Raw genomic sequence first — 16556 nt, forward strand, 5'->3', positions numbered from 1 at the left:
AGAGCCAAGCTTGTTACACTCTTGTTGCTTAAATTTAGCTTTTTCGTCATTTTGACGTAAGGCTTTTGGCTAATTTCAAAGCTAGCTTATTTGAGCTATAAGAATTTTATGCCTTTTTGCATAATTAAAAGATCTATTTTGCAAATTGGTATTACAGTCTGTCAGCTGTGGTTATTTTGATACTCTGTATTAAGTTGCAACAGCTAACAGACTGCTTGCTGTCGTTATATCGAAATACTTATATTTAAGACTTGATATACCATAGCAGTATAATTGCATTGTTGAATATGGCTAATTAAGGGTTACTGTTAGCGCAGTTACAATCAAACATTACGCCAACTATCTAGGAATGATGATGACATCAAAAATTATCTATACTAAAACAGATGAAGCGCCAGCTCTTGCTACGTATTCATTGTTACCAATCATCCAAGCGTACACAAACGCTGCAGGTGTTGAAGTTGAAACTCGCGATATTTCATTAGCGGGCCGTGTAATTGCCAACTTCCCTGAGTATTTAACTGAAGAACAACGAATTGATGATGCACTTGCTGAATTAGGTGATATGGCTAAAACACCTGAAGCTAACATTATCAAACTACCAAACATCAGTGCGTCTATTCCTCAGTTACGTGCTGTAATCAAAGAGTTGCAAGCGAAAGGCTACGCTTTACCTGATTATCCATCAGAGCCAAAAACTGATGAAGAAAAGAAAATCAAAGCAACTTACGACAAAATCAAAGGTTCCGCTGTAAACCCGGTTCTTCGTGAAGGTAACTCTGACCGTCGAGCACCTGGTTCAGTTAAAGAATACGCTCGCAACAATCCACACTCAATGGGTGCGTGGAGCAAAGATTCTCAATCTTACGTTGCAAGCATGGAAGAAGGTGACTTCTTCGGTTCTGAGCAATCAGTAACAGTAGCTGAAGCAACTGACGTGCGTATCGAACATGTTGCTGAAAACGGCGATATTACGGTTCTTAAAGCAAGCACGCCACTATTAGCTGGCGAAGTTATTGATGCTTCTTGTATGAGTGCCGCTAAACTTCAAGCTTTCCTTGCTAAAGAAATTCAAGCTGCGAAAGACAAAGGCGTGTTGTTCTCGTTACATATGAAAGCAACCATGATGAAAGTGTCTGATCCAATCATCTTCGGTCACGCTGTAAAAGTATTCTTCAAAGACGTATTTACAAAACACGCTGATCTTTTCAAAGAACTAGATGTTGACGTAAACAACGGCTTTGGCGATGTATTCTCAAAAATCGAAAGCCTAGACGCAGCTAAAAAAGCTGAAATCGAAGCTGATATCCAAGCTGTATACGACAACAACCCTGCTATTGCTATGGTTGATTCTGACCGTGGTATCACAAACCTTCACGTTCCAAGCGATGTAATCATCGATGCATCAATGCCTGCTGCAATTCGTTCTAGCGGTCAAATGTGGAACAGCGAAGGCAAATTACAAGACACAAGCTTTGTAATTCCAGATCGTTGTTACTCAGGTGTTTACCAAGCAACTATCGATTTCTGTAAAGAAAACGGTGCATTCGATCCAACAACAATGGGTAGCGTACCTAACGTTGGTCTTATGGCGCAAAAAGCTGAAGAGTACGGTTCACACGACAAAACGTTTGAAGTTACAGCAGCTGGTAAAATCCGTGTTGTAGACACAGCTGGCACAACATTACTTGAGCATGCTGTTGAGCAAGGCGATATCTGGCGTATGTGTCAGGTAAAAGACGCACCAATTCAAGATTGGGTTAAACTTGCTGTTAACCGCGCTCGCGCAACTAACACACCGGCAGTTTTCTGGTTAGACGAAAACCGTGCACACGATGCTGAATTAATCAAAAAAGTAAACGCGTATCTGCCACAACATGATACTGATGGTCTTGAGATCCACATTTTAGCACCGATTGAAGCGACTAAGTTCTCATTAGAGCGCATCAAAGAAGGTAAAGACACAATTTCAGTAACTGGTAACGTTTTACGTGACTACCTAACTGACTTATTCCCGATTCTTGAGCTTGGTACAAGTGCTAAAATGCTTTCAATCGTACCACTTATGAATGGTGGTGGTTTATTCGAAACAGGTGCAGGTGGTTCAGCGCCTAAGCACGTTCAACAATTCGAAAAAGAAAACCACTTACGTTGGGATTCTTTAGGTGAGTTCTTAGCGCTTGCAGCTTCTTTAGAGCATCTAGCGGTTAATACAGGTAACAAGAAAGCCCAAGTACTTGCTGATACACTAGACAAAGCTACAGGTACTTTCTTAGCTGAAAACAAATCACCTTCACGTAAAGTGAAAGAGATTGATAACCGTGGTTCGCACTTCTTCCTTTCATTATTCTGGGCACAAGAACTTGCTGCACAAAATGATGACGCGGAATTAAAAGCGCAATTCACGCAAATCGCTACTGATTTAGAAGCTCAAAAAGAGCAAATCATCACTGAGTTGAACGATGCACAAGGTTCAGCAATGGATGTGGGTGGTTATTTCCAACCAAATGATGAGCTTGCATTCAAAGCAATGCGCCCAAGCACAACATTTAACGATATTTTAGCAAAATTAGTGTAATTCGTTAGAACTCGCTAATCTTCTAAAAAATAAGAGAGTTACCTCGATTGCTGAGGCTCTATGAGCCTTAGCAAAAGAGCAACTCTCTTTTTTATACCAATTCGCTTAATTAAACCGTCTACTTTGATGCAATAAACTGGCTGATAACAAGACACAAACTTCGTTATCTACTTGTTCTCGAAAATTGCCTCAACATTGCGCTAATTACTACATCCATACAGTCATAAATAAGTAATTTTTAAAGCTGTTAAAAAGCTTTAATCTCTTAAATGATTAAGCATGACTGCCAACTGATATTATTCCTTCCACCTAGTCAGCTGTTCATAAACCACAACATAGAACAATAGCTACGATTCAGTTTTAACTTATAACTAAGCGTTTGCTGTTTTCGCCTTTTTGTTTTTAGCCATACGTTTAGCGCGTTTAATGGCAGATTTTTTTGATGCTTTCTTTTGCGCTATCTTGAGCACTATGGCCTCTTTTAGTTGCTTTTTAGCTGCTTTAAGACGTTTTTGAGCATTCTTAGCAATACTTTCAGCTTCGTTTGCTTTATCAACGGCTGCTTGGGCTTGTTCAGCGGCCTCTTTTGCAATCGCAGCGGTTCTTTGTACTTCTTTTTTACTTTTAGCAAGGCTCTTCTCTAACTTTGCTAGGCGCTCGTCATACATTGGATCTGTAATTTCCATTTCACTCTCCTAATCTTAACGTTGAGACATTTTTGTTGGTTCACCAACAATTAATGGGTCAACTTGATCAACAATTTCATGGTCTTTGCCTGGATAATCTAAACAACTTAAAAAGTGACGCATGCAGTTAATACGACCACGTTTTTTGTCATCAGAACGAATTTGAGTCCACGGTGCGTCTTTAGTATGGGTATGAAACATCATGGCGTCTTTTGCTGCACTGTAGTCATGCCATTTGGCTAATGATGCCATATCAACCGGGCTCAGTTTCCATTGCTTTAGAGGATCGTTTTGGCGTGATTTAAAGCGTCTAAATTGCTCTTCTCTACTCACAGAAAACCAATATTTAAATAATTTAATACCACTGTTAACTAACATGCGTTCAAGCTGAGGTGTTTGCCGCATAAATTCGAGGTATTCTTGGTCTTCACAAAACCCCATGACCTTCTCTACGCCAGCGCGATTATACCAAGAACGGTCAAACAAAATTATTTCTCCCTTTGCAGGTAGGTGATTTATATAACGTTGAAAATACCATTGATCACGTTCACGGGTAGTGGGTTTTTCAAGTGCTACAACATGCGCCCCACGCGGATTTAAGTGCTCCATAAAGCGCTTTATTGTTCCACCCTTTCCTGCTGCGTCACGGCCTTCAAATAAAATAACAATTTGTTGGTTAGTCTCTTTCACCCAACCTTGCATTTTTAATAGCTCAATTTGAAGTTCATGTTTATGGCGCTCATACTCAACAACATCCATTTTACGCTTGTATGGATATAGGCCATCAGCATTCCATTTTAAATTTGGGTTCTTTACATTTAAGTCAAATACAACATCCTGTTTAGTTTTTCCCTTACTTACTTTTGTAGGCTTAATTAATACTGATTCGACGTTTACTGTCTGCATGGCAACTCCTTTTTAGTAAATATTTACGTACCTTCATTAAGAACTGTATATTTTTACTTTATGCCAGTTGCAGCATTATTTATTGATCTACATCTATTATTTATCGATATAGAAATCTCTTAAAAATATTTAATTTAGTTATTTTTTACTAACAACACCAAGGAGTATATGTAATAATTTTTAGTTAATTTTAAATTAGCAAACAAAATTACCAACTTTAAATAGACAAGAACATAAGTTACTAATAAATAATAATTAAATTTCACATATTAAGATCTTTTATTGTAAGAAGACTAACTAAATTAGTTAAAGCTATATTTTTTGACTCATTATTTTTATTTTACCTAACTTAAAACCAACAAAATAAGATTAGTAAAGAAAATAAAAATAGAGAAGATAGTATTAGAACAATACTTGTTGATGAAAGGGTTAATTAAATATAAAAGCAAGCTAAAATAAATGAGGGAGCATAAAAAGCTCCCTCATATAGCACAGTTTACATACGCACAGGGCGTGTTATTGATGCAGTTATTTAACAATCCATGGGGTTGCGCTGATCAACCGAGCACTTGTTTGCAGTTTTGTTTGATTGTCTTGCCAATCATCAGTCACCATTATTGCACAACGGCTTTGCTTGCAATTATCTGCCTCTGATATTGCCACATTTTCATCCGCAAATTTAAGCACAACTCCCTGTTGCTCTGGCAACAAAAACCACATTAATTTACTGACGAAGAATCCTGATAAATCAGATAGCAATTCATCAAACTCTTCATTTAACTCATAAAGGTTTGCTTTTGTCAGTGCAAACTCACTCAGGTTGGTTGCTTCAATTTGTAGCTTTAATTGGCAATCATGCTGAGGATTCTCAGGTTGTACGACAATTACCGCCTTATCTGTATCGAGTTGTTTATCAAACGGTAGCAACAACTGGGCTTGATCTGTATAGGTAAGATCAAATTCTTGTTGTTCTGTTATTATTTTCCCTGACTTAATTTTGCATACATCATTTGTAGCAATGTCAGATAAATAAAAGTTTACTTGCGCGTACTGAAAGTCACCTTTGTTAACCACTTTAAGGCGGTCATAAAAGCCATCGTATGCAACAACAAACTCGCCTGCGGTTGCTGTTCCTACAGAAGCACCTAAGGTAGCGGCTAACACTACCGCCTTGAAACATGACATAACTTTATTCATCAAAATATGCTCTGTTTTGATTTATCATTGTGTTTAACTCTTCAATGTAAGCTTCTCGTCGCTCAGAATAAGATAACAAACCCTGCGTTAAAACTGTGGCTTCAATAGGCTTTTGTTGACGGCGTAAATCTGCTCGGATTGAACGTAAATCTTTGTATGCCGCATGAGTATTAATGTTTTTAAAGTAAGAGCTTACAGCAGCTCTTACAGACTTAAAAGCCGTTACTTCATGAGCAGCTTCATCAGCACGACGGCGTGGTACCATACCGCAACCTTTTTTGTAGCACCACTGACCAAAAAAGTTAAGGCCAATTCGCGCAAATCGCGATGTTCCCCAAGCCGATTCATTCGCAGCCTGCATCAAAGCAAGTTCTTTTGGAATAATATCAACACGGCGTAATGCCTGAGATAGTGACAGTACATCAATCGTCGTCGGCAGTTTATAACTGGTAAGGATTTTCTTTATATCTGATTTTTGTTTAACTGTTAAAGGCTCATTATATTCCAGCATCATACGAGCTATTTCTAATGTTGCTCTTTGCTGCAAAATTTTCTTATTTTCAGCCTCAACATGCGGGCGTATAAAATCAAAAAATGCATGTTTCTTCTCTTTTACATCACTGAACGCAGCAAAATCAGGGAGTTTAACATTATGTAATGGCTTCTCTTTTTTTATAGTTTTCTGGCTGCCCTTGCTAGCTGCAAGGTCTTGTGAAGATACGTCAACATCACTTTCATTATCTATAAAAGGTGACAACAGTGCCCAAGTAAAAAAGGCAGCTAGTAAAATTTGAAAAACGTATTTAAGCATGTATTCTCTCAAGTAAACTACTACTCATGTGCGGTAACATCACACACATACAAAGGCGGAGTATATCAAACAAGCCAATCTTTGGCGAATTCGGTGCTATTTTTTTCACCTCAATCGTATTTAAAAAGTCTCATAATACATTCAATATACTCGCAATTTTCAAGCGGTTGCGTATACTTTCATTAACTCAGTCGCGAAACCATAGGCTTTTTTATTATGTGCCAACCTTGGCAAGCACGAATTATAGATCAACAAAAATATCGTCCCAATGACAACCGCTCACCATGGCAAGTTGACCGCTCTCGAATAATCCATGCCGCTGCTTTCAGACGTTTACAAGCAAAGACTCAAATTATGGGTATTGGCTTAAACGACTTTTACCGTACTCGCCTAACCCACTCTCTTGAAGTTGCACAAATCGGCAGTGGTTTGCTGCGCCATTTAAAAAAACAGCACCCTGAATTTGAACACTTCCCGAGTGGCAGCTTACTCGAAACCTTATGTCTTGCTCATGACATTGGCCATCCACCTTTTGGTCATGGTGGTGAAATAGCTTTAAACTACATGATGCGCGAGCATGGTGGATTTGAAGGCAATGCGCAAACTTTACGCATTGTTTCTAAACTTGAACCCTACAGCAACGGTTATGGTATGAACCTAACGCGCCGGACTTTGTTGGGATTTATCAAGTACCCTGCGTTTATTGATGATGTATGGCATACCATCCCACCATTATCTGATACGCGAAGTTTCATAAAAGCCGATCACTGGCGACCGGCTAAAGGGCTTTACAAAGATGATAACGATGTTTTTAATTGGATTATTGCGCCGCTATCACAAAACGACAAAGCATTATTGACTAGCCACTACAAGGTGGATGAGTTTAGGTCTAAAACTCATTATAAGTCTATTGACTCTGCAATAATGGAATTGGCAGATGATATTGCCTATGCAGTTCATGACCTAGAAGATGCGATTGCCACTGAAGTATTAACGTTTGCTGATTGGCAAAACCATGCTCTTATTCAGTTACAAGAACTCAATTCACCTTGGTTAACAACTCATTTAAGTGCAATTACCGCAAGGCTTTTCTCACATCATGAATATGAACGCAAAGACGCCATTGGTGAGTTAGTAAATACATTTATTATCCATGCCTCTTTAGAGGTACAAAATAACGAATTCGAATCAGAGATTTTACAATATACCGTTAGCCTGCCTGATGAGTTTTCAAAAATACTCAATGTGCTCAAACAATTTGTATTCAAGCGTTTAATTCGTGAACCTAAAATGCAACAGGTTGAATTTAAAGGGCAAAACCTGCTTATAGAATTATTTAGCGCTTTTGCTAGCGACCCGATGCGTTTATTACCAGAAACAACTCAAGAGATGTGGTTAAACGCACACAACAATAATGGTAATGCAATGCGGGTGATCTGTGATTACTTATCAGGTATGAGTGACGAGTATGCATATAAAACCTATCAACGATTATTTTTACCCTCAGCCTAACTATTTTTTGAACAGCTAAATATTATGTTCTAAAATTAAGTAGGTTATTTTAGCAAATAACCTACTAATTCTTTATGGATTTTAGCCAATCTGCTTACCTTATGGGCAGCTTGAGACACGAATACTTTGATGAACTTTGTACATCCTGTCAGAGCTTTGTAGGTATTTCTGCTCAATTTGAGCCTATAGTAACGTGGGCTGGTTTTATTAAACATGGATTGAAATAATGCTCAAAAAACACCTGCTTCTTGGTTTATTAGTTGCTAGCCCATTTACAGGCTATGCAGCAGAATCACTTCCTGATCCACTACTTGAAGAACGCGGCATAATCATAAAAGATGCCACTCATTTTGATTGGATCCGACTTAACTCTGGTGAATGGCTCAAAGGTGAGCTCGTTTCAATGTACGATAAGGAGCTCGAATTCGATAGCGACGTACTCGATACCCTGATGATCGACCGCGAAGATGTCTACATGATTATTTCTGAACGTCATCACACAGTTCGTTTTAATGATGGTGAAGAACTCAGCGGCACACTAAATATATCGGGTGGTTATGTAAAAGTAGGTGATGCTCCTGCTAAGTATCGTTATCGTGATTTAGTCTCTATCGCTCCGTCAATTGATAGTGAGCTTAGTGCTTGGACAGTAAAAATATCATTGGGCGCCGACCTATCTCGAGGTAATACTGATCAAACTGAATATTCAGCCAGAGCCGATATCAAACGCAGAACAGCGTCGAGTCGCTTTTTAGCTGAATTTTTAGGGTATCGCACCACCAGCGATGAGCAAGTCACTAAAAATAACATACGAGCAAATGGAACCTTCGACTGGTTTTATACGCAAAAAATGTATTTTCGCCCTATTTTCTTTGAATACTATCGTGACCCATTTCAAAACATTGCCAATAAATACACTGTAGGTGCGGGTGTAGGTTATTACGTAATGGATACCGACAAAATTGAGTGGGACTTTTCAACAGGTCCTGCTTATCAAAAAACAGAGTTTGATACCGTTGCAAATGGTGAAGATAAATCAAATTCTTCAATGTCTTATTTTGTTGGCACTAATTACGAACTGGAAGTAACCAAAAATATCGATTTTAGTTTTAACTATCGATATTTGACAGCCAGTGAAGACACTGGTGGCGATTCACAGTATGCAATGGCAAGCTTTGAAATAGACGTTACTGATGACATTGATTTTGATATTTCATTAGTCTGGGATTATCTATCCGACCCGATAGCCGATGAAAATGGTGTAGTCCCCGAAAAAGAAGATTACAAAATGATTTTCGCACTGGGTATAGATTTATAGCAATTGCTATAAAAACGCCGAGCTTAAGCTCGGCGTTTTTATTATAGTTGAGTAAATATTATCTTATAGCGATTTAACACCCATGTTGTATAAGGTAAAGCCATAAATATCAGCGTATTGATCAATAATTTTACTGGTTGGTGTTCCTGCACCATGACCTGCATTTGTTTCAATACGAATTAGATACGGATTTTGTTTCGCACCTTTTTCTTGTAGCTCAGCCGCAAACTTAAATGAATGCGCAGGCACAACACGGTCGTCATGATCCCCTGTTGTCACTAACGTTGCAGGGTAGCTAACACCTTCTTTAACATTGTGAACTGGCGAGTAGCCTTTTAAGTACTCGAACATTTCTTTACTTTGCTCACTGGTGCCGTAGTCATACGCCCAACCAGCACCGGCAGTAAAGGTGTGATAACGCAACATATCTAATACACCTACAGCAGGTAGTGCTACTTTAAATAGCTCAGGGCGCTGCGTCATAACCGCACCAACTAATAAGCCACCATTAGAGCCACCACGTACCGCTAGGTAATCAGGTGAGCTGAATTGTTTTTCATTAAGGTATTCTGCAGCAGCAATAAAATCGTCAAAAACATTTTGCTTTTTAAGCTGTGTACCATTTACATGCCACTCTTTCCCGTATTCACCACCACCACGAATATTAGCAACAGCATACACGCCACCATGCTCAAGCCAGGCGGCAACAGTTGGGCTATAGCTTGGTGTTAAACTTACATTAAAGCCACCATAGCCATATAAAATTGTTGGATTTTTACCGTTAAGCTCAGTGCCTTTTTTATATGAAATTATCATCGGAACTTTAGTGCCATCTTTAGATGTGTAGAACACTTGTTCAGATGTGTATTGTTCGCTATTAAATTGAGCGCCCGACTTGCGATATACATCAGACTGGCCAGAATCAACATTAAATGAATAGATGTTGCCTGGTGTGGTGTAATTGGTAAATGAATAATAAAGCGTTTCAGCGTCGTGCTTACCGCTAAAGCCATATGCGGTGCCCACACCCGGTAAACGAATGTCACGCACTAGTTTACCTGACTTATCGTACTGTTTTACTTGCGAAATCGCATCAACCATATACTTAGCAAAGAAATAGTCACCGCCTTTTGAAATACTAAGTACATTGTCAGTTTCAGGAATTAAATCTTGCCAATTTTCTGGGCTTGGATCAGCGGCATCAACTGTCACTACACGCATATTTGGCGCATTTAAGTTAGTCACTAAATACAGTTTCGAGCCATCATTATCAATAATTGATGTATCTGAGTCAGTGTTATCTAAAATCTTCACTAACTTGCTGTCAGGCTTAGTTAAATCTTTGATAAACAGTTTATTACCTGATGTTGAAGTACTTGCAGCAATTATTAGGTATCGATTATCACGCGTTACCTCAGCGCCAATATAACGATGTTTCTGTGCTTCTGTACCGCCATAGACTAATTGGTCATCAGCTTGTGCTGTGCCTAACTTGTGATAATAGACCTTATGTTGATCTGTTTTTGCCGACAGCTCACTCCCTTTTGGCTTATCGTAGCTTGAATAATAAAAGCCATCGTTACCAAACCACGAAATACCGCTAAACTTAACATCGACTAATGCCTCTTCAATAGGCTGTTTAGTCGCTGTATCAATAACGATAATTTTACGCCAGTCACTACCACCTTCAGAAATTTGATAAGCAGCTAAACTTCCATCTTCAGTAAAAGTTAAGCCCGACATTGAGGTTGTGCCATCGGCGCTGAAAGTATTTGGATCTAAAAACACTTCAGCTTCAGAGTCACCTTTTTTACGGTAAACCACATACTGATTTTGCAAGCCATCGTTTTTATAAAAGTAAGTGTACTCACCCTCTTTAAATGGCGCTGTGACTTTTTCATAGTTCATCAGCTTTTCAAGAGTGGTTTTAAGCTCATCGCGATAAGGAATATTTTTAAGATAAGAAAAGGTAACGTCATTTTCGGCTTTTACCCATTGCGCCGTTTCTTCGCTCATGTCGTCTTCTAGCCAACGATACGGATCGGCTACCTTCTGGCCGAAGTACTCATCAACAACATTGCCTTTTTTCGTTTCTGGATAATTCACAGCAGCTTTAACCTCTGCAGTTTTTATAGTTTGTTCTGTTTGTGTTGGGGTAGATTCACTACACCCCGTCAGTGCAACCACAATTGCACAAGCAAGCGCTTTTTTAATCATAATAATTTTACTTTTTAGTTATTGTTAACAAAATGAAAGTAAAGTTAATACAAAAGAATGTCTAGTTATTTGCGGTCAAACACAGGAAGCGCTGTAAACCAATGTAAAAACAAAAAACCACGCAATAGCGTGGCCTTTAATTTTTCGCAATAGTAAACACTGTTTGCGTAATTATACTTTTGTTAACCAGCCATGAGTATCTGCTGATTTGCCCCATTGAATATCATTCAATGCTTGGCGTAATTTAGCGACTTTTTCACCTGGTTCACCCGACCCCACTTTAAACTCTTGGTCGTTATGAATAAGCGTGCCAACCGACGTCAGTACCGCAGCGGTACCTGATAATGCAGCTTCAGTGCCCGGCTTAGCAGCTCTTTCAAGTAGCTCAGACACAGTAAAGTTACGCTCAGATACGGTCATACCTAAATCTTTCGCAATCGTTAAAATACTATTACGCGTCACACCGTGTAGGAATGTGCTATCAAGTGCTTTTGTGATGATTTCATCACCATCAATTAGAATAAAGTTCGCAGCACCGGTTTCTTGAACATCGCCACCTGGGCAGAATAAAATTTGGTCAGCTTGATGATCAGAGCGAGCTTGTAAGATTGGACCTAATGCACTTGCATAGTTACCACCACTTTTAACCATACCCATGTGAGGTGCACAGCGCATGCCGTCTTCTTCAAGTAATACACGCAGTGCAGTAGCACCACCTGCAAAGTAATCACCCACTGGCGAAAGTAATACATAAAGCAAGGAACTCATTGACGGCGCAGCGGCTTTACCAATTGCGGCTTCTGTACCAATGTGAGTTGGGCGAATATACATAGACCCCGGCGGTGCTGGTGTTTCGTCTGCATACTCTTTAACAATGTCTTTGATCATTTGCTCAAGCATGCTTTCGTCAAAGTCAGGTAAGTTTAGTAACTTAGAGCTTTGCTTCATACGAGCAATGTTAGCATCCATACGAAAGATATAGACCGAGCCATCTTCGTGACGAAACGCTTTTAATCCTTCAAAACAGGTGCTTGAGTAATGTAATACGTGTGCACCCGCATGTAATTCGATTTTATCAGATGGGACCAGCGCGCTTTCACTCCATGAGTTATCAGCAAAACGTGCTTGGATCATTTGTGGCATAAATACAGTACCAAATGCGGCCATTGTTGTTCTCTCTTGTTTGGACTACTTTTGCCCCATTGTATGCTAATCCATCCCTGTTTAACCATAGCAAACTAGTGCCTTTTCTCGATAAAAACGATAAAAAAACGTTCGCCTGGTATAAAAAATGCGCAACCCATGTGCGCATTGTTTAATGATAATTATTTATACGCTTACTAAGCGAAATTACCTGTAGTTCATTTTTGCTGTGAGGCGATTAAAAAAGCCCGGGAAAAAACGCTTTATAGTCGGTGCTAAACCACTTATTCCTTCACCAATAACAACTTCATCTTTCTCGGCTTCAATGGCTTTAATCATTTTTGCAGCCGCTTTTGCCACATCCATGCCGTTTTCGATTGATTCCTCTGGCTTATTTTGCGGTTTACCTTGGCCATCTAACGAATTATGCGCAATTGCAGTTTTAATTGAACCTGGGCAAATGGTTAAACATTTTATATTTTTGTCGGCTAACTCTGCTCTTAAGCAATCCATAAAACCCACTACCGCGTATTTAGAACCCGAATAACCTGTTCTGAACTTTGAACCGACTTTACCCGCTACACTGCTAATTGAAACGACCATGCCCATACCCTGTTCAACCATTTGCGGTACTACCGCTTTGGTTAAAGCTATTAAACCAAAATAGTTCACTTCCATCAGTTGGCGATAAACCGTAAATTCATTCTCTAAAAATAAACTACGCTGCGACACCCCACCGTTATTGATAAGCACATCAATGCGGCCAATTCGCTCAATCACTGCGGGCATATCTTCAAGTAAGGCTTCGGGTTTTGCCAAATCTAGGGCAACCACATGATGATTGCCACCGAGCCTTGTATTTAGAGCGTTGAGTTTTTCTTCATTACGAGCAGACAATATCAGTACTGCGTCCTTTGCAGCTAATTGCTCACAAAGTGCTTCACCAATTCCAGAAGATGCCCCAGTTACCCAAACTGTTTTACCATTTAATTGCATATGTGTTCCTTTTTATTGTTGTTATGCTTTGTTAGGGCCTGCATGTTGTTCGATATGTTCAGCAATATCTTTATAAAAACCAAGCATAATCAATAACTCAGCTAATACAAATAAAGGCCCTATTACTAAACCAATTAAATCATCAACAAAGGCTGGCTTTTTACCTTCAAAATAATGGCCAATAAACTGAAATACCCAACCTACAACAAAACTACCAATACTTACCGCTAGCCATAATTCCACGTCAAGTGACACCACGGGCTCAGCGGCAATGCTCAACAAACTTAAGCATACAGCCATAATTAACCCCATTGATAAACTTAGCATCAAGTAATAAAGACAGCTAAGTACAATCACCACTGTTGCCAAGGAGATAACAGCAGGCTCTGAAATAAGCGTGACGCGTTGCAATAAACAAATAATCGCAAATACAATTAATGGGATGCCAATAAAATGGGTGTAAATATTACGTTTAGAGCGGTGATAGAGAGCGTAATTTGTCAGTTGTTGTTTTAAAGTTTTCATTATTTTTCCTGCCAAAACTGTGTTCAAAACTCAGATTAGCAGAAAATTCACCGTCAAGAATGTCAACTAACCGACATTTCAAAATGGCTATATTAAACTCACACATTAAACCAGCGCATCAATAACTTTGCCTTTTTCAGCTTCTGGTTGCATATCCATGCGTTCGCGTCCTTTTTGATATTCTTCATCAAGCATCGCTTGCAGCTCATTCATTTTTTCTTGCAGCGCTTTGGTGTCGGCACCTTGTTGCTGCATTTGTTCGGCAAGTTTTTCTATTTGCGCTTTTATTTCGTCAATTTTCTCTTTATCAACCCCGAGTCGCTGATAAACCAAGGCTTCTTGCGCCTGTGCTAAAAAAGAACTGGGCTCAGACTGCTTTTGTAAAAGTTGCTGTGCTGAAGATGCAGGCGTATGCATGGCCTTCACATCATCGATGCGGGTTGTTTGCGACAGCTTAGCAGCAGCCGAAGCGTGATAAGGGTTATATTGATTATGAAATGTTATTGCCACAAGTTATCTTCCGTTTAAGCTTCATTACAACTTTGTAGCAATTTTAGTTCCAAACTAGCATTGAGATTGTAATTTTTCGATGTCAATTACTTCAATTGATTGATATTTAAGATTAATAATTGAATCAGCTTGTAGGGATTGTAATATTTGATTAATGGTTTGCCGTGTTAAATAGGTCATATCGGCAAGTTGTTGCTGGGTAAGCGGCAAACACCTTTGGAGTGACGACTGATAAAGCATACATAACCGCTTACTCACCTTTTGCTTTGCTGTAAGGAGTGCGTGATCTTCTAAGGAGTCAAACAGGCTTCGCACTTTATCGGTAAGCAACAGCCCAAAATCATGCCAATAAGCGGGATGCTCTTGTAATAACTGAGTTAATGCCCGCTCAGGCACGTGTAGTAGCCGTACCGCAGTTTGTGCATACACATCGTGGGTGCGATGACCGCCATCAAACAAAGCAACCTCACCGAACCACATCGCACTGGTTACAAAACTAAGCACCGCTTCTTTGCCTTGGCTATTAACCCCAGAAACTCTAAGCACGCCATTAATAACACAATACAGACCGGTATTTTCATCACCACGCAAAAACAATGCATCACCTGCCTTTAAGGTGATTAATTTAGCATGTTTAACTAGCTTGTCTTTAAATAATTGTGTGCGATTTTTAAACCATTTGTCTTGGTTAATTACCGAAAGATCTTGTTCATTCAAGTGGTTATACTTTACATTGATTAAATAATTAGTAACTAATAATAAAAGGATACGGGATGTTAAACAAACTACTTTCGACCAGCCTACTTCTCAGTGCGATTTCGACCCCTGCATTTGCTAGTGATATTAATACTGAACTTAAGTCTGCCAATAAAAGCGTCAGCGAAAAGGTCATTAAATGGCGCCGTCATTTACACCAATATCCAGAGCTTAGTAACCGTGAGTTTGAAACAGCCAAATACGTGGCTAAGCATTTACGTTCATTAGGCCTTGAGGTTCAAACAGGTGTAGCTCATACCGGTGTTGTTGCCAAACTTAAAGGGGGCAAAAAAGGCCCGCTTATTGCCCTGCGTGCTGATATGGATGCACTCCCTGTGAAAGAGCAAGTAGACTTACCTTTCGCGTCAACGCAAACAACAGAGTACAAAGGCAATACCGTTGGCGTAATGCATGCCTGTGGTCATGATAACCATGTGGCTATTTTAATGGCAGCCGCTGAGTCTTTAGTAAAAATTAAAGAAGAGCTCGCGGGTGATATTCTGTTTGTCTTCCAACCTGCTGAAGAAGGTGCACCAGATGGCGAAGAAGGTGGTGCTGAGCTTATGCTTAAAGAAGGCTTATTTAAAGAAAAGCCAGAAGCCGTGTTTGGTTTACACGTAACCAGCTCACTTAATACCGGACAAATTGGTTTTCGTGAAGGGCCGCTAATGGCCAGCGCCGACAAGTTTACAATCACAGTAAAAGGCCGCCAAACTCACGGCTCACGTCCTTGGAATGGGGTTGACCCAATTGTAGCTTCATCACAAATTATTATGGCAACACAAACCATCGCTTCTCGCCAAGTTGATGTGACCAAAGCGCCTTCTGTGGTTTCATTTGGTGCCATTAATGGCGGTGTGCGTAACAACATCATCCCTGATGAAGTTGAAATGGTGGGCACAATTCGTACCTTTGACCAAGAAATGCGTGCTGACATAAAAAAACGTTTAGCTAAAACCGCTGAGATGGTAGCTGAATCAGGTGGCGCAGAAGCACATGTTCACATTGACCATGGTTACCCAGTAACAGTGAACGATGTTGAATTAACCAAGAAAATGACACCAACACTTGCTGGTGTAGTTGGTAAAGAAAACCTGATCACAACACCACTTATCACAGGTGCCGAAGACTTTAGTTACTACGCCTTAGAAACACCAGGCATGTTCTTTTTCTTAGGTGTCACACCAAAAGGTCAAGATGCAGTTACAGCACCTAGTAACCACTCACCACACTTTTTTGCAGACGAAAAAGCTTTACAGCTTGGTGTAAACGCAATGACGCAATTAGTGGTTGATTACCTAAAATAATAATAATTTTCTTACCGGCGGGTGACATCACTACCCGCCCTATTTTCTTAGCTGTTCAGCATCAATAAAGTTCATTTTGCTAGGGTTAGATTAC

The 16556-nt window shown here is 39.6% G+C and carries 13 protein-coding genes and 1 pseudogene; 4 read left to right on the top strand and 10 right to left on the bottom strand.

What is annotated here, in order from left to right:
* The first annotated feature begins 355 nt into the window (after positions 1 to 355).
* Positions 356 to 2578: an NADP-dependent isocitrate dehydrogenase gene (locus tag L1264_RS11815; protein ID WP_199526362.1), complete on the top strand. Its 2223-nt coding sequence runs from the start codon at positions 356 to 358 to the stop codon at positions 2576 to 2578.
* A 371-nt stretch (positions 2579 to 2949) separates the two neighbouring features.
* On the opposite strand, the gene L1264_RS11820 is transcribed toward L1264_RS11815, so the two are convergent.
* From L1264_RS11820 to L1264_RS11835, 4 genes are all read right to left on the bottom strand, one after another.
* Positions 2950 to 3264, bottom strand: a complete 315-nt coding sequence (locus tag L1264_RS11820) for a hypothetical protein (protein ID WP_199526361.1) — start codon at positions 3262 to 3264, stop codon at positions 2950 to 2952.
* A gap of 15 nt (positions 3265 to 3279) precedes the next feature.
* Entirely contained in the window at positions 3280 to 4170 is an 891-nt protein-coding gene (ppk2, locus tag L1264_RS11825; RefSeq protein WP_135924996.1) for a polyphosphate kinase 2, read from the bottom strand.
* Positions 4171 to 4698: 528 nt separating this feature from the next.
* Positions 4699 to 5367 (bottom strand): DUF2987 domain-containing protein, encoded by a 669-nt coding sequence (locus L1264_RS11830; RefSeq protein WP_199526360.1) that lies wholly within the window; start codon positions 5365 to 5367, stop codon positions 4699 to 4701.
* Positions 5360 to 6178, bottom strand: coding sequence for a glucosaminidase domain-containing protein (locus tag L1264_RS11835; protein ID WP_138558904.1), 819 nt, complete (start codon positions 6176 to 6178; stop codon positions 5360 to 5362). The genes L1264_RS11830 and L1264_RS11835 overlap by 8 nt, the downstream gene beginning before the upstream one ends.
* A gap of 216 nt (positions 6179 to 6394) precedes the next feature.
* Between L1264_RS11835 and L1264_RS11840 the strand changes: the two genes are divergently transcribed.
* Positions 6395 to 7690, top strand: coding sequence for an anti-phage deoxyguanosine triphosphatase (locus L1264_RS11840; RefSeq protein ID WP_135925001.1), 1296 nt, complete (start codon positions 6395 to 6397; stop codon positions 7688 to 7690).
* Positions 7691 to 7916: 226 nt separating this feature from the next.
* Positions 7917 to 9008, top strand: coding sequence for a DUF481 domain-containing protein (locus L1264_RS11845; protein ID WP_199526359.1), 1092 nt, complete (start codon positions 7917 to 7919; stop codon positions 9006 to 9008).
* A gap of 63 nt (positions 9009 to 9071) precedes the next feature.
* On the opposite strand, the gene L1264_RS11850 is transcribed toward L1264_RS11845, so the two are convergent.
* From L1264_RS11850 to L1264_RS11875, 6 genes and pseudogenes are all read right to left on the bottom strand, one after another.
* Positions 9072 to 11225 (bottom strand): prolyl oligopeptidase family serine peptidase, encoded by a 2154-nt coding sequence (locus L1264_RS11850; protein ID WP_199526358.1) that lies wholly within the window; start codon positions 11223 to 11225, stop codon positions 9072 to 9074.
* Between the two features lie 171 nt (positions 11226 to 11396).
* Positions 11397 to 12398, bottom strand: a pseudogene (locus tag L1264_RS11855) (branched-chain amino acid aminotransferase); the annotation flags it as partial.
* Positions 12399 to 12575: 177 nt separating this feature from the next.
* On the bottom strand, positions 12576 to 13364 hold the full coding sequence (locus tag L1264_RS11860; RefSeq protein WP_199526356.1) for an SDR family oxidoreductase: 789 nt from the start codon (positions 13362 to 13364) through the stop codon (positions 12576 to 12578).
* Between the two features lie 21 nt (positions 13365 to 13385).
* Positions 13386 to 13889: an Mpo1 family 2-hydroxy fatty acid dioxygenase gene (locus L1264_RS11865; protein ID WP_199526355.1), complete on the bottom strand. Its 504-nt coding sequence runs from the start codon at positions 13887 to 13889 to the stop codon at positions 13386 to 13388.
* Between the two features lie 105 nt (positions 13890 to 13994).
* Positions 13995 to 14399 carry a hypothetical protein gene (locus L1264_RS11870; RefSeq protein ID WP_199526354.1) on the bottom strand — a complete coding sequence of 135 codons (405 nt, stop codon included), beginning with the start codon at positions 14397 to 14399 and terminating at the stop codon, positions 13995 to 13997.
* A 54-nt stretch (positions 14400 to 14453) separates the two neighbouring features.
* Entirely contained in the window at positions 14454 to 15116 is a 663-nt protein-coding gene (locus L1264_RS11875; protein WP_199526353.1) for a Crp/Fnr family transcriptional regulator, read from the bottom strand.
* A gap of 56 nt (positions 15117 to 15172) precedes the next feature.
* Between L1264_RS11875 and L1264_RS11880 the strand changes: the two genes are divergently transcribed.
* Positions 15173 to 16462, top strand: a complete 1290-nt coding sequence (locus L1264_RS11880; RefSeq protein ID WP_199526352.1) for an amidohydrolase — start codon at positions 15173 to 15175, stop codon at positions 16460 to 16462.
* The last annotated feature ends 94 nt before the right edge of the window (positions 16463 to 16556 follow it).

This window comes from Pseudoalteromonas sp. APAL1, from assembly GCF_021532475.1.
Taxonomy (GTDB): Bacteria; Pseudomonadota; Gammaproteobacteria; order Enterobacterales; family Alteromonadaceae; genus Pseudoalteromonas; species Pseudoalteromonas lipolytica_C.